Annotated in this window: 15 protein-coding genes and 1 tRNA gene; 11 read left to right on the top strand and 5 right to left on the bottom strand. The window is 48.5% G+C overall.

All coding sequences use genetic code 11. The features are described from left to right. Positions 1 to 72: 72 nt before the first annotated feature. The 3 genes from JU82_RS07980 to JU82_RS07970 all read left to right on the top strand — a co-directional run bounded on the left by JU82_RS07980 (position 73) and on the right by JU82_RS07970 (position 1,120). Complete coding sequence (locus JU82_RS07980; protein ID WP_037949175.1) at positions 73 to 279, top strand: hypothetical protein; 207 nt, start codon at positions 73 to 75, stop codon at positions 277 to 279. Between the two features lie 95 nt (positions 280 to 374). Next, entirely contained in the window at positions 375 to 926 is a 552-nt protein-coding gene (locus JU82_RS07975; protein ID WP_037949172.1) for a response regulator, read from the top strand. Positions 927 to 1,045: 119 nt separating this feature from the next. Then, positions 1,046 to 1,120 (top strand) — tRNA-Glu (locus JU82_RS07970). A gap of 35 nt (positions 1,121 to 1,155) precedes the next feature. Here JU82_RS07970 and nhaA read toward each other — a convergent pair. Beyond that, on the bottom strand, positions 1,156 to 2,325 hold the full coding sequence (nhaA, locus tag JU82_RS07965) for a Na+/H+ antiporter NhaA (RefSeq protein ID WP_037949169.1): 1,170 nt from the start codon (positions 2,323 to 2,325) through the stop codon (positions 1,156 to 1,158). Between the two features lie 269 nt (positions 2,326 to 2,594). On the opposite strand from nhaA, the gene gltX reads away from it, so the two are divergent. From gltX to JU82_RS07950, 3 genes are read left to right on the top strand one after another with little or no spacing between them, the layout of a single operon-like run. Then, complete coding sequence (gltX, locus tag JU82_RS07960; RefSeq protein WP_037949166.1) at positions 2,595 to 3,893, top strand: glutamate--tRNA ligase; 1,299 nt, start codon at positions 2,595 to 2,597, stop codon at positions 3,891 to 3,893. Then, positions 3,890 to 4,177: a YggT family protein gene (locus tag JU82_RS07955; RefSeq protein WP_037949163.1), complete on the top strand. Its 288-nt coding sequence runs from the start codon at positions 3,890 to 3,892 to the stop codon at positions 4,175 to 4,177. The genes gltX and JU82_RS07955 overlap by 4 nt, the downstream gene beginning before the upstream one ends. Continuing rightward, positions 4,174 to 5,808 (top strand): transglycosylase SLT domain-containing protein, encoded by a 1,635-nt coding sequence (locus JU82_RS07950; RefSeq protein ID WP_037949161.1) that lies wholly within the window; start codon positions 4,174 to 4,176, stop codon positions 5,806 to 5,808. The genes JU82_RS07955 and JU82_RS07950 overlap by 4 nt, the downstream gene beginning before the upstream one ends. Here JU82_RS07950 and JU82_RS07945 read toward each other — a convergent pair. Beyond that, the gene (locus JU82_RS07945; RefSeq protein WP_037949158.1) at positions 5,729 to 6,220 is read right to left on the bottom strand and encodes a hypothetical protein; all 492 of its coding nucleotides are present in this window, start codon (positions 6,218 to 6,220) and stop codon (positions 5,729 to 5,731) included. The genes JU82_RS07950 and JU82_RS07945 overlap by 80 nt on opposite strands. Positions 6,221 to 6,314: 94 nt before the next feature. On the opposite strand from JU82_RS07945, the gene mobB reads away from it, so the two are divergent. From mobB to JU82_RS07925, 5 genes are all read left to right on the top strand, one after another. Next, positions 6,315 to 6,821, top strand: a complete 507-nt coding sequence (gene mobB / locus JU82_RS07940) for a molybdopterin-guanine dinucleotide biosynthesis protein B (RefSeq protein WP_037949155.1) — start codon at positions 6,315 to 6,317, stop codon at positions 6,819 to 6,821. Beyond that, positions 6,818 to 7,660 carry a class 1 fructose-bisphosphatase gene (locus tag JU82_RS07935; protein WP_037949153.1) on the top strand — a complete coding sequence of 281 codons (843 nt, stop codon included), beginning with the start codon at positions 6,818 to 6,820 and terminating at the stop codon, positions 7,658 to 7,660. The genes mobB and JU82_RS07935 overlap by 4 nt, the downstream gene beginning before the upstream one ends. Then, on the top strand, positions 7,641 to 7,841 hold the full coding sequence (locus JU82_RS11960) for a hypothetical protein (RefSeq protein WP_294892581.1): 201 nt from the start codon (positions 7,641 to 7,643) through the stop codon (positions 7,839 to 7,841). Before JU82_RS07935 ends, JU82_RS11960 begins: the two co-directional genes overlap by 20 nt. A gap of 98 nt (positions 7,842 to 7,939) precedes the next feature. Beyond that, complete coding sequence (gene metG / locus JU82_RS07930) at positions 7,940 to 9,886, top strand: methionine--tRNA ligase (protein ID WP_037949150.1); 1,947 nt, start codon at positions 7,940 to 7,942, stop codon at positions 9,884 to 9,886. Beyond that, positions 9,883 to 10,887: a hypothetical protein gene (locus tag JU82_RS07925; protein ID WP_037949148.1), complete on the top strand. Its 1,005-nt coding sequence runs from the start codon at positions 9,883 to 9,885 to the stop codon at positions 10,885 to 10,887. The genes metG and JU82_RS07925 overlap by 4 nt, the downstream gene beginning before the upstream one ends. Here the strand turns inward: JU82_RS07925 and JU82_RS07920 are convergent. The 3 genes from JU82_RS07920 to gdhA form a co-directional block, all read right to left on the bottom strand. Then, positions 10,884 to 11,522 carry a YgjP-like metallopeptidase domain-containing protein gene (locus tag JU82_RS07920; protein WP_294892575.1) on the bottom strand — a complete coding sequence of 213 codons (639 nt, stop codon included), beginning with the start codon at positions 11,520 to 11,522 and terminating at the stop codon, positions 10,884 to 10,886. The two genes, JU82_RS07925 and JU82_RS07920, sit on opposite strands and share 4 nt — an antisense overlap. After that, positions 11,515 to 12,189, bottom strand: a complete 675-nt coding sequence (gene queC / locus JU82_RS07915) for a 7-cyano-7-deazaguanine synthase QueC (protein WP_037949144.1) — start codon at positions 12,187 to 12,189, stop codon at positions 11,515 to 11,517. Before queC ends, JU82_RS07920 begins: the two co-directional genes overlap by 8 nt. Positions 12,190 to 12,276: 87 nt before the next feature. Beyond that, positions 12,277 to 13,629: an NADP-specific glutamate dehydrogenase gene (gene gdhA, locus JU82_RS07910; protein WP_037949141.1), complete on the bottom strand. Its 1,353-nt coding sequence runs from the start codon at positions 13,627 to 13,629 to the stop codon at positions 12,277 to 12,279. Between the last annotated feature and the right edge of the window lie 14 nt (positions 13,630 to 13,643).

Genomic DNA, 13,643 nt, shown 5'->3' with positions numbered 1-13,643 from the left:
ATATAATATATATTATGTTAATCATTATATCTGTTTTTTCAAATCAGTTCCATTTTTGATAAACTTACACTTATGAACTCATCCAAAGAACAACTAATAAACGACATCGAAAACCTCCTCAATCGTTATGAGGGACTCAAACCGACCTACATCGATCCAAAGCTGCTTCAGTTCATGGACGAAACCACTCTAATGCACATTATCGACTCACTTCTGCGCCAGCAGGAAAAAACCAACGAATCCAATATCGAGTGGCTGGAACAATTTAAAAAGCATTAAAAGTTTTTTTAAGGGAATGCTAAAAAATATTATCTATAATACCAACAAGAAAACACAATGATATTTTTTAACATATCATATACAAGGAGATTCTTATGTCCTCTAACGTTGATTTGATCCAACTGACCGAACAAACCAAAAAGCTTAGCGCACTTGTTGTCGAAGACGAAGTCGTTGCCAACGATCTTCTCAGTTCGACGTTTAAAAACTTTTTCGGGGAAGTAACATCCGCCTACAACGGTGTCGAAGCGCTTCGCATGTATGAAAAAGTCAATCCTGATATCGTTTTTGTCGATATCATCATGCCCGAAATCGACGGTATCGAACTTGCACGCCGTATCCGTGCCATTAACCCGAATCAAATCATCATCGTGATTTCCGCAAGTAATGACATCCAAAAAATCTCCGAATCGATTGAAGTGGGCGTCAACAGCTTCATCCAAAAACCGATCGATACGAAAAAGATTCTCGAGATGTTGCAAAATATCGCGTCTCTTATCTCCAAACGCAAAAAGATCGAAACCAAAACGTTCTCAATCTCTCTTCCTTTGGACATTTACGAACTGGTTGACGACAACGCAAAAGCGGAAAGCATTTCAAAAAATGCCGTTATCATCCGGGCTCTTCGCTCATTTTACAACAACTGATTCTCCCCTCCCCCTCTTCCCGTATTTCGGGAGGATTCTAGGCTAAACTTTAGCTTTTTTTCAGAATAAAATCACTATAATTTCGGCTCAGGTTAGACCTGCTTTTTCTTTTTTAAAGTGGCCCCATCATCTAATGGTTAGGATTCCAGATTTTCATTCTGGCCATAGGGGTTCGAATCCCCTTGGGGTCACCACTTTAAACTCCCTATTTTACGTACTTTCAAGCACTTTAGTTTTCTTTTCTCAAAAAGTACCGCAGAACTGTATATCCAAGTAGTCCCGAAACCATAGACCCCATCAAAATTCCCAAACGCTCATCTGTCAACACCATTCCACTTGCTCTGGCATCTTCAAAAGCCAAGGACCCGATAAACAGCGACATCGTAAAACCGATTCCGCTTAGGATTGAAACGCCATAGAGAATCTTCCAATTTACACCTACGGGCAATTTTCCAAATCCCATCCACACGGCTAAAGCGCTGAAGAGAAATACCCCGATCTGTTTTCCGAAGAAAAGGCCCAAGGCAATGCCCAATGTTAGATTGTCGTAAAAATCTTTTGCCGAGACGCCGGAAAAACCGATACCTGTGTTGACAAATGCAAACAGCGGGAGTATCACATAGCTGACAGGGGCATACAGCGAATGTTCGAGTTCATGGAAATGGTGTCGATTGTTTTTAAGAGGAATCAGCAATCCCAATACGACACCCGCAAGTGTTGCGTGAACTCCTGATTTTAAAACAGCTATCCAGAGTATGATGCCGATGAGGATATAGGCCGCGTGATTGATGACACCCCGGATATTCATTCCGATTAAAAGAGCAATCATAGACGCGGCAATGCTAAGCGACGTCGTCGAAAGATCGGCGGTATAAAAAAGGGCGATGATAATAATAGCACCCAAGTCATCGATGATGGCAAGTGTAAGCAAGAAGAGTTTAAGCCCTTTGGGGACACGATCACCTAAAAGGGTGAGAATCCCTAACGCAAAAGCAATGTCCGTTGCCGATGGAATAGCCCATCCTTGAAGAGCAACAGGATTATCCCAGTTAAACCACGCGTAAATCATAGAGGGAACGAGCATTCCGCCCAATGCGGCAAAAGCCGGAACGGCAATCGCTTTTGGATCACGCAATGAGCCTTCAATCACCTCACGTTTGACTTCAAGCCCGATCATGAAGAAGAAAACGGCCATCAGCCCGTCATTGATCCACAGAAGAAGCGGTTTGGCGATAACAAGCGATCCTATGCTGACGACAACAGGAATCGACGTAAGGGAACCGTAGAATGATTGAAGGGACGTGTTTGCCATTATCATGGCCAATAGCGTTGCCATAACGAGTAATATGCCGGTAGCGGATTCAAGTTTTAAAAAATTCGATAGTGAGGTTTTGAACATATTTTCCCTTGGAAGCAAAAAGCTGTATTTTTGGATGAATGGCGATGAAAGAGCAGTCACACTCTGCTGAAAAAGAGCATGACTTGGATTAAGAAGTGTTACCATGAAAATATCGGATATGCTGCTGCCCATATCCAACTGTCCACAATCATACAATACTTTAGTAAACGGCAGATAAAATACCAAACGACACTGTCACCTTTAAAAGTCTTCAAAGCTCCCTTAAACCGACTTCTGATAAAATAAAAAGAAAAATCAGGAATCAGACAATGCTTCGTTTTGCCCCAAGTCCGACGGGAGATATGCATATCGACAATCTTCGCGTCGCCTTATTTAACTACATTTGTGCCGTACAACGCGAAGAACCGCTGCTGATTCGGATCGAAGACACCGACAAAGAACGCAACATTCCCGGCAAAGAAAAAGAGATATTTGAGATACTGGCCCTATTTGGGATCGAATACCAAGAACAACAGCTCCAAAGCGATAACCTGCGCTTCCACCGCGCAATGGCATTACAGCTCCTGCAAGACAAACGGGCATTCAACTGTTTTTGTACTCCTGAAATCCTCGAAGCCAAACGTGAAGCGGCCAAAGAAAGCAAGATCGCATACCGGTACGACGGCGCGTGCGAAAATCTTCCGGCCGAAGAGGTGATCGACAATCCCAATCCTTTCACGATACGGCTGAAAAAACCGACCCACCCGATTACGGTAAGCGATATCATCAAAGGCGAATCCACCTTCTCCCCGGACGATATCGACAGTTTCATCCTGATGCACGCCGACAAATTTCCGACCTACAACTTCGCCTGCGCGGTCGATGATATGCTTGCCGACATCTCTCTTATCATTCGAAGCGAAAACCACCTGAGCAACACCCCAAAACAAATCGCGATTCACGAAGCACTCGGATATACCAAAAAGATCGAATACGCCCATTTACCGATCATCCTCGGCGAAGAGGGAAAAAAGATGTCCGAACGCGACGATGCGACGAGCGTCAAATGGCTTCTAGAGGAAGGGTACCTACCCGAAGCGATCGCCAACTATCTCATTTTGATGGGGAACACAACGCCGACCGAGATTTTCACCCTGAAAGAGGCAATCAAATGGTTCGATCTGCATGCCCTTTCCAACGCACCGACCCGTTTCGACATCGATAAACTCAAATTCATCAACCGTGAACATCTCAAAGGACTCGATCCCAAAGAGCTTTCCCGCTACGTCGGGTTCGCAGACGAGGATATCGGGAATCTGGCCAAAGTATTCCTTAAAGAAGCGGGAACGCTCAAAGAACTTCGGACCAAAATCGGCGCAGTATTCGCTCCCAAAAATGTTCCCGATGAGTTCAAGGAAGAGTATGTGCTCTTACGCGATATGACGCTGCAAGCACCTCATTTTGACGATTACGAAGCGTACAAAAACTATCTGATGGAACACAGCGGCCTTAAAGGGAAACATTTCTTTGAACCGCTGCGCATCCTCCTCAGCGGTGCCGAACACGGTCCCGAATTGGCCGATTTGTACCAATATCTAAAAAATTATCTTAAAGAGGTAGCCAAATGATCGATGGAATCGTCGCAGGACTGGGAGGAATCGTCCATTCTCTCCTTACCGTTTATATCTGGGTCGTTATCATCGGCGCCCTCCTCTCATGGGTACGCCCCGATCCGTACAATCCGATCGTACAGATCATCTACCGTCTCACCGAACCGGCCTATAAGCTGGTCCGCCGAATCATGCCGACCGTTTTCAACGGAATCGACCTTGCCCCGATTATTGTGATTGTTCTTCTTCAGGTTGTCGATGTAATATTGGTTAATATCATCAACGGCATGGTTATCGGATGACGCGTTCATTGATCCTCTCAGCGCTTCTCGCGTGTAGCGTTTCGGCGGTCACCCTGGATGAGATCAATGACAAGCCCGCATCGCGCGAAAAAAACTTTCTGATATGGCAATTTTTAAAACAGGACATCAATGCGTCGCAGGCGAGCGAAGCATTCTATCAAATCGATGCCGTCAATCAGCGTTTTTTGTTCGATTATGCTGCCAAAACGGATGAAGCCGAAATCCGCTATACCGCCGATTGTATGCAGAAAGTATCGACCGAATTGATGGGCATTGAGCAAGATGACTGCCTCTATCTGGCACTGACGCCGCAAAAAGCTCAAATGCTGCAAAGTTATGAGCGTGAATTGATTGCGACACGGCTTAGCAACCAGTTTGGGGATGTACAATGGCTTAGAACCATGAACCATAACAACCATTTTACCCCCTTTAGTGATCTCGAAGCCTCTATGAAACTCTTCATCCTCTCAAGCGCTTCATACCGGCATGAACATTTCAATCACCCTATCGATCTCGAAACGCTTTCTTCCCTCACCTCTATGCAGGGATTCCATCAACTCGTCTATCACAGCATTACCGACCCGAAATTGACGGAACTGCACGCCTCGCTTGCCAATGTCAGCGGAGGCGTTTACGGTTTCCAGACCCACTTTTATCTCGGCATAAATGCTTTGCGTTACGGCCGCGGCGATAATGCGCTTTTTCATCTACAAGAAGCACTGCGTAAGGCCCCCTCGCCCATTGAGCGGGATAAATGCAATTTCTGGGTCTTCCGTGCCACGCAGGACAATGCCGTGCTGCACGAACTTGCCGACAGCCTCGATATCAATATGTATGTCCTCTGGGCCAGAGAGCGTCTGAGCATAGCGACCGAAAACTATTTTACAACTCTTCCGACCCCAAAATCCGGCGGATTCAGAGGGAATGATCCGTTTGAATGGAGCCGTCTTCACAAAGAAATGGTCGCAACGCCGCCTGAAAAGCTCTATGAACTGGTTGAACGCCATGAGGGAGAGGATTCCCTCGCAGTACAGGCCTACATGATCGAACGGGTCTATCAACCCTATGTTCATAACTTCACGATGCCCTACGAGCGTTACATGCAAGATCTCAGCAATGACCAAAAAGCGTTTATCTATGCCCTTATGCGTCAGGAAACACGCCTGATTCCGGGACTTATCTCGCGTTCATTCGCTTTGGGGCTGATGCAGATCATGCCGTTTAACGTCGACTCCATCAGCAAAATACACCCAATGAAAGTCTCGTCCTATCACGATATGTTCAATCCCGAAATGAATATCCCCTATGCGATCGAGCACCTTAAACACATCGACCAGACTCTGTACAACCCCGTATTCAAAGCATACGCCTACAACGGCGGTATCGGTTTTACGAAACGGCTGATTACAACGCAAGGGATGTTTTTGCCGGGTGAATACGAACCGTTTATGAGTATGGAGCTTGTGGGCAACTCCGAGAGCAGAGAGTATGGCAAGAAAGTTCTTGCCAATTACGTCATATACAAAAAAATCCTTGGAGAGGGCGTGTCAATCACTGAGCTTTTTGATAATTTAACACAACCGAGCCTGTCTGATTGTTTTCGAGTCGAAGCGATAAATTCGGCGCACTAACGGTGTCGAAACGGATCAGATAGTAGCGGTACCAGTTGTTCTGGACCGGTATAAGAGTCCGGCGCGGGTCTTTTTCTTTGATCTCTTCCATCGAAACAGGGGCGGCTCCGTTGAGGCTCAACGTATAGCCGTGATCATCCAACGTCCATTTTTTGACATCCAGATTCCGTTTCTCAAAGTAAAAGGCTCCAATAAAATACTCCCCGTCTTTGTATTCTTCGGGATAAACCGGGTTGAGGTAAACGGCGGTGAGTATCGCTTTGGTCTCCATCGATAGGACGATCCTGTCGCTGCGCAGCTGCTCGACGGCACGTTCATGCGCTTCGTCCATTGTGAACAATCCGAACGCCCCTTTTTGTGAACATCCGCTTAATGCCAGAATGGCCGCAAGTGCTATAAATGAAAATCGCATAATCGTCCTTAAAATAGGTTCAGATGCACTATCTTAACAAAATTTCAATGATAGTTGACTATAATATCTCCTATTTTTAATTGAGGCATGATTTTTGAAAAAACGTTTAGCGGTTGCCTTTACCGGCCCTTCCAACAGCGGAAAAACGACCCTGATTCTCAAAGTGGCGCGAAAACTGATCCACGAACACGCTTTGGAGGTCGCGATCATCAAAAACGATCCGAAAGACAAAGCACAGTTCGACGTTCCGGGAAAAGACAGCTATAAATTCAGCGACACGGGTGCCGAAGTGGTCGTCACCTCTCCGACCCGAACGACTTTTTTTTCAAAACGCCATAAAGAGCTAGACGAGATTATCGACCTGTTCGGGGAATTCGACGTATTACTCGTCGAAGGGCTTAAGAACCTTCCCCTGCCGCGCATCAGCATATTCCGCGGTTCGATCGACACCGATTATTTTCCGTATATGAACGCTCTTGCAATCGACGAGAGCATCGATATGGCCCAGTATTCTCTTCCCGAAGGGATCGATCTTCTCGATCTCAACGATCCCGATCAAGTGATCGGATGGATTTTAACAAACGCAAAGGTACTCGAATGAACACTATTTTAGAAGCGATCCAGAAAAGCGCCATCCGGATCAAACACGCCATCGACGTCAAAGACATCGGTTATTCGCAGGAGCAAAACAGCTCAGGTGAAACGCAACTGCAACTCGATATCCAAAGCGATCTGATTATTGAAGAAGAACTCAGCCGAATCGAGACGGTTCATACGATCGCAAGCGAAGAAAAAGAGCACCCGATGGTGCTGAACGAAAAGGGGCACTACTACATCGCCTTCGATCCGCTGGATGGTTCATCGCTCGTCGATGTCAATCTCAGCGTCGGCTCCATCTTCGGGATCTACGAGGGAGAATTTTCGGGTGAGAAGATGGTCGCGGCCTGCTACGTCGTCTACGGTCCACGCGTCGAACTGGTGTTTGCCCAGTACGGTAAAGTCTCCCTCTACCTCCTCCAAAACGGCGTCTTCGAATACGTCAAGGAAATTCAGCTGAACGTGAAAGGGAAAATCATGGCTCCCGGCGGTACTCAGCAGTGCTGGCCGGCCTATCACAAACAGATGATCGACTCTTTCTTCGCGCGCGGCTACCGTCTTCGCTACTCGGGCGGAATGGTTCCCGATCTGCATCAGATCCTTCTCAAGGGAGGAGGACTCTTCAGTTATCCCGGTGCCAGCGACAAACCCGAGGGGAAATTGCGGATGCTGTTCGAAGTGTTCCCGTTCGCCTTTATTTTCGAAACAGCCGGAGGAAAAGCGGTCGACGGGAAAGGGGACGTTCTGGAGAAAACCCCCCGTCATGTGCATGATACGAGTCCCTGCTTTTTCGGCTCCAATGACGAGGTCAATGAGGTATTGAGTGTCTACGCCGCACACTGAGGACGTATATGAGCAAAAGCTCGATGAAGTGATGCAGACACTTCGAGCCTGTCAGGAAAACAAATCCCTGAACAGTTGTCTGGATTGTGACGAATGCATCGGGTGCGAGATTCGTGCCAAATACGTCCGAACCGTCTACGAAAGTATGTCGAAGGGCGAAACCGGCGGGTTCGACTTTTAATTTGAACGCCAAAGGAGCAAAAGCCCCTTTGGCTGCGCTGGCCGCTATGGCACTAAAGCTTGTCTCTTGCGAGACAGAAAAAAGGAGAAGGTACTTTAATGAAAAACTATATCACCACCCCCATCTATTATGTCAACGGCGAAGCCCACATCGGCCATGCCTATACCACGTTTATTGCCGATGCGCTGGCACGCCATTCGCGCCTGATCGGCAATGAGACCTACTTTCTGACCGGAACGGACGAACACGGTCAAAAAATCGAAGAATCCGCAAAAAAACAAAACAAGCCTACGCAGCAGTTTGCCGACGAGATCAGCGCGACGTTTAGAAATTTATGGGATGAATTCGACGTAAGCTACGACCAGTTTATTCGCACCACCGATGAATCACATAAAAAAGGGGTTCAGGCCGCATTTGAAAAAATGGTCGCCAACGGTGATGTCTACAAAGATTTTTACGAAGGAAACTACTGCGTCAGCTGTGAAACCTTCTTCCCCGAATCGCAGCTGATGGACGGCGGATGCTGCCCTGATTGCGGACGCCCTACTACGATCGTCAAAGAAGAGAGCTACTTTTTCCGTCTCAGCAAATACGAAAAGCCGCTTATGGAGTATTACGAAGCGCATCCCGATTTCATCCTCCCCAAATCTCGCCGCAACGAAGTGATGAGTTTCGTTCGGGGCGGCCTTAACGACCTCTCCGTCACCCGAACCAGCTTCAGCTGGGGCGTTCACCTTCCCGCATCGCTGAATGAGCCCAAACACGTCATGTACGTATGGCTTGATGCGCTGATGAACTACGTCACGGCACTCGGATACGGCGGCAACGAAGAAAAAATGGGCTTTTGGCCTGCCAACGTCCAGTTGGTCGGAAAAGACATTCTCAGATTCCATGCGATCTATTGGCCCGCATTTTTGATGAGTCTGGGGCTTCCGCTGCCGAAACACATCGGTGCGCACGGATGGTGGACCCGCGACGGCGAAAAGATGTCCAAATCAAAAGGAAACGTCGTCGATCCGCGTGAAGTCGCCAAACATTACGGTGTCGAGAATTTCCGCTATTTCATGATGCGCGAAGTACCGTTCGGACAAGACGGCGACTTTTCGCAACGCGCATTGATCGACCGCCTCAATTCCGATCTTTCCAACGATCTGGGGAATCTTCTCAACCGTATTATCGGAATGAGCGAAAAATATTCCGACTTTGCGATCAACAGCGCCGATGTCGAAAAATACCACTCACGCGAATTAAACGACGCTCATACGCTGCTTGACTCTCTTCCTCCGTACCTTGAAGAATTGCAGCTTCACCGCTACCTCGAAGAGCTGTGGAAAGTCTTTACCATCGGCAACAAAGCGATTGAAGAGCACGCGCCGTGGACAAAAATCAAAGAAGGCCGCACCGATGAAGCGCTCGCTACCGTCGCACTGGTCGCCAACCTGCTCGCCAAAGCCTCGGTAATGTTGCACGGTATCATGCCGCACACGACCGCGACGATTGCCGATGCGCTCGGATTTGCGATCAATACCCAAAGTTACAACGATTTGATCGTCGATAAAAAGCTTCTGGCTCCGTTCACGATCAAAAAAATTCCGCCCCTCTTCCCGCGCGTCGAAGAGCCGCTGATGGCCGAAGCGCCCAAAGCGATGATCGAAGAAGCGCCCAAAGCGGTCGAACCGAAAAAAGAGGATAAAAAAGAAAGCACCGTTCCTGCCGAAGGGCTGATCACGATCGATCAGTTTTTCCAGACATCGCTTAAAATCGGTACCGTTGTTGAAGCCGAAGAGGTCCCGAAAAGCTCAAAACTCCTTAAACTCCAAGTTGATCTGGGCGAAGAATCGCCGCGCCAGATCATCGCCGGCATCCGTGAATACTACTCAGCCGAATCGCTGGTTGGGACGCAAGTGTGCGTCGTCGCCAATCTCAAACCGGCTAAACTGATGGGAATGCTCTCGGAAGGGATGCTCCTCGCGGCCAAAGATTCCGAGGGACTTTGCCTTGTCCGTCCCGAAAAACCACGCCTAAGCGGAAGTTCGATTGGATGAGACTTGAAAATATCCTCGCACTGACACAAGGAAACCTTCTCGGTGAGCCTTCGGTCAGTATCTTTGAGAACGTCGTTTTCGATCCTTCCAAAGTAAAGCGGGGCTCACTCTTTATTGCCTATTCTTCCGAAGACATTCCCGAAGCGCTCTTAAACGGAGCCTACGGCGTCATGTTCGACCGCCCGACCCAAATTACCGACAGTGAAATTGCCTGGATCAAGGTCGATAATCTCGACACCGCCCTCAAAAAGCTGCTCCGGTTCTATCTCCTCGAAAAAGAGCTGCAGGTTTACGCGTGCGATCCGATCACTCTGCACCTCTCCACCATGATCACAACCCCTCCGACATTTTGCAACGTCGAAGGAACCATGCGCGAAGTTTGGGAAAAGCTGTGGCCGCTGGAAAAAAAATCGATTGTTCTCTTTTCCCCTGCCCTCACCGATCCCGATATTTTTATCGAACATTCCCAGCTCATTCGTGCGCAGGAGAATACGATAACGATTATAGAACAGACGCTGTTCGAAACGTCGTTCATTCATAACGACACATTTTACGAGCGTCAGATGCTTTCGCCGTTTTTCATCCCTTATCTGGAGCATCTGCTCTTCTTCTACACATTTTTGCGTGTTCCGTTTCAGATCAGAGGATTCAGCAAAATGGGCCATTTCATCCCCGTTTTCACGAATGCCCGCATGGAGATCAAAGAATTCGGCAGCAGCGAGCGGGTGGTTATTTTCGAACCTCTGCTGGAGCTGATTGACGAACAGATCGATTTTCTCGATGCACAGGCGTCTTGGGCCAAAATTATCTGCCTTCTTCCCGAATCCATGCGTTCGGCGCTCACGATCGGCGTCGAAAACATTCTGTTTTACCGTTATCCCGAAGAGGTCATTGCTCTGCTTCAGAGCCAAGATTTTCATTTTGCCCTTGTTGCCGGAGTCGATAAAAGCATTCTTCGCCCTTCGCGATCTTCCATGAAACAGCTCGAACTCGATTTTTAAATCGGACGTATTTCCCGTAACTCTCGACGAAGTCTTTTTTCATCGCTCAGATAGCATCGTACCAAGCCGTGAAAATCTTTTGAATGGTTCATGTGGCGTAAATGAGCCAGTTCGTGGACGATGATGTAATCGATGTGTTCGTAGGAGAGCTGCATCATAAGCGTGTTGAACGTCACGACTCCGCGGCTGTCACAGCTGCCCCAGCGGCGGCGCATCTTTTTAAAACGGATCTCACTTGGATGCATTTGCATTTTCCGCGCATAATACTCGATGCGGGATGGAAGGGTTAAAGTGGCTTCTTCGCGGTAGAATTGATGGTAATATTTTTCAATATTAACATCTTTTTGGACTTTTTCGAGCTTTTTGTGCAATTTCGGAAACTGACTCACGTCATAGATTTCTCCGCGGAAACGAAGCGTCTTACCCGGAACATGGCGGTGAGAGTATATCTCAAGCAGCGATTTGAGTTTTTCGCCGATCCAGTTTTCTTTGGATTTCAAGAGGTTTCGGACGGCTTGCTCGCTTTTGATCGGCGTGCGTACGCATACCTCTGCGTTTGCGGTTACGGTAATGTACGTATTGCGGTTGCGCGGGCGGTAATGGTGCGTAATCGCTGATCTTTCGGCATCAAACATGGCGGTAGGGAATCGGATCCTTCGCACCGGCTTGTTCAAAACCGCGCAGTCTAAGACGACAGCTGTCGCACTCGCCGCAAGCCTCATCCTCGTCTTTATAGCAGCTCCATGTCAGATGAAGCGGTACGTTTAACTTGATCGCTTCGGCTACGATCTGTGATTTATTGAGGCGTACAAGCGGCATTTTTATCGTGACGGAAGTTGTCGCTTTTGTCCCGAGATTGGCCGCTTTCTCGAACGCCCCGATAAAACTTTCCGTACAGTCGGGATAACCGCTGCTGTCTTCTTCGACAACGCCGATTGCGATAGCTTCGCATCCTTCTTTTTCAGCGACGGCGGTGGCGATAGAGAGGAAAATCCCGTTGCGGAAAGGGACATACGTGATCGGCACACCCGCTTCCAAGCCTCCCGTCGGAACATCGAGCGTGTGATCGGTAAGCGCCGATGCGCCGATCGTTTTGAAAAAATCAAGATCGATCTCATATGGGTTTTCTACCCCAAGATCGCGGCAGACGGAACGGAACGCTTGCAGCTCTTTACGAACGGTACGCTGTCCGTAATTGAAATGCAAAGCAACGATCTCGTACCCCTCTTCTTTCATCATATAGGCGCACAGGGTCGAATCCATCCCTCCGCTCATTATACACAGTGCTTTTTTTGTTTTCATGGATGTGATTGTAGCAACGTATTCCTTACGGAGCAATGTAACAAAGAAGTATGATGCGGGGCAAATTCCCGCATCATGCGCTGAAGATTAAACGAGCCCCTGCTCGATCATCGCGTCCGCAACTTTGCGGAAGCCGGCAATGTTGGCACCCAGAACCAGGTTGGTCGGCTGACCGAACTCGGCCGCCGTCTGGCTGGCGTTAACGTAGATATTTTTCATGATCTGCGCCAGCTTGGCATCGACTTCCTCGAACGTCCAGCTGACCATCGAGGCGTTTTGCGCCATTTCAAGCTGTGACGTCGCGACACCGCCGGCATTGGCCGCTTTACCCGGCCCGTAGCAGATTTTTGCGTCAATGAATGCATGAACCGCTTCGAGAGTGGATGGCATGTTCGCCCCTTCGCTCACACAGACACAACCGTTTTTAAGGAGTTCACGCGCGTCCTCTATGTTGAGTTCGTTTTGTGTCGCGCTCGGGAACGCGGCGAAGCACGGTACAGACCATACCGCGTTGCGTCCTGCCGGATACTCTTCGATCGGCGTGTATTTCGCGTTTGGACGGTGTTTGATATACTCGCTGAGACGGGCGCGCTGAACTTCTTTGAGATCTTTGAGCAGTTGCAGATCGATTCCTTCGGCATCGTAGATCATCCCAGATGAATCGCTGCACGTCACCGGAAGGGCTCCGAGGTGGTAGAGTTTTTCGATCGTATAGATTGCGACGTTACCCGAACCGGATACCACACAGGTTTTCCCCTCAAGGGTTTCATTGCGGTCTTCGAGCATGTATTTGGCGAAATAGACCGCGCCGTAGCCGGTCGCTTCGGTACGGGCCAACGATCCGCCCCAGTTGAGCGATTTACCGGTCAATACACCCTCATAACTGTTGGCCAGTTTTTTGTACATACCGAACATATATCCGATCTCGCGTCCGCCGACTCCGATGTCACCCGCCGGGACATCGGTCGTAGCACCAATGTGGCGGAAAAGCTCGCTCATGAACGCCTGGCAAAAGCGCATGATTTCGCGGTTCGATCTCCCTTTGGGATCGAAATCGCTTCCCCCTTTTCCTCCGCCGATCTGAAGGCCGGTCAGGGCGTTTTTAAAGATCTGTTCGAAACCGAGGAATTTGATAACCCCCGCATTGACGCTTGGGTGGAAACGCAGCCCTCCTTTATAGGGTCCAAGAGCGGAGTTGAACTCGATACGGAATCCCTTGTTTACTTGGATTTCGCCCTTGTCATCCACCCAGTTAACGCGGAAAAGGATCTGACGTTCCGGCTCGACGATCCGTTCGATAATCTTGTGTTCGCGGTATTTCGGGTATTTTTCCATTAACGGCCGGAGAGATTCAAGTACCTCTTCGGCAGCTTGGTAAAACTCGGTCTGTGAAGGACTGGTTCTTTTGAGATAGTCGAAGACTTCTTTTACGTACGGCATTTAGACTCACTTTC

Origin of the sequence: Sulfuricurvum sp. MLSB (genome assembly GCF_000747095.1) — a bacterium.
GTDB lineage: Bacteria > Campylobacterota > Campylobacteria > Campylobacterales > Sulfurimonadaceae > Sulfuricurvum.
The sequence above is the reverse complement of the archived record's forward strand: the minus strand, read 5'-3'. Positions and strand labels throughout refer to the sequence as shown.

Coding starts and splice junctions, on each gene's coding strand:
- JU82_RS07980 (WP_037949175.1), top strand. CDS start 73: ATGAACTCATCCAAAGAACAACTAATAAACGACATCGAAAACCTCCTC.
- JU82_RS07975 (WP_037949172.1), top strand. CDS start 375: ATGTCCTCTAACGTTGATTTGATCCAACTGACCGAACAAACCAAAAAG.
- nhaA (WP_037949169.1), bottom strand. CDS start 2,325: ATGTTCAAAACCTCACTATCGAATTTTTTAAAACTTGAATCCGCTACC.
- gltX (WP_037949166.1), top strand. CDS start 2,595: ATGCTTCGTTTTGCCCCAAGTCCGACGGGAGATATGCATATCGACAAT.
- JU82_RS07955 (WP_037949163.1), top strand. CDS start 3,890: ATGATCGATGGAATCGTCGCAGGACTGGGAGGAATCGTCCATTCTCTC.
- JU82_RS07950 (WP_037949161.1), top strand. CDS start 4,174: ATGACGCGTTCATTGATCCTCTCAGCGCTTCTCGCGTGTAGCGTTTCG.
- JU82_RS07945 (WP_037949158.1), bottom strand. CDS start 6,220: ATGCGATTTTCATTTATAGCACTTGCGGCCATTCTGGCATTAAGCGGA.
- JU82_RS07935 (WP_037949153.1), top strand. CDS start 6,818: ATGAACACTATTTTAGAAGCGATCCAGAAAAGCGCCATCCGGATCAAA.
- metG (WP_037949150.1), top strand. CDS start 7,940: ATGAAAAACTATATCACCACCCCCATCTATTATGTCAACGGCGAAGCC.
- JU82_RS07925 (WP_037949148.1), top strand. CDS start 9,883: ATGAGACTTGAAAATATCCTCGCACTGACACAAGGAAACCTTCTCGGT.
- JU82_RS07920 (WP_294892575.1), bottom strand. CDS start 11,522: ATGTTTGATGCCGAAAGATCAGCGATTACGCACCATTACCGCCCGCGC.
- queC (WP_037949144.1), bottom strand. CDS start 12,189: ATGAAAACAAAAAAAGCACTGTGTATAATGAGCGGAGGGATGGATTCG.
- gdhA (WP_037949141.1), bottom strand. CDS start 13,629: ATGCCGTACGTAAAAGAAGTCTTCGACTATCTCAAAAGAACCAGTCCT.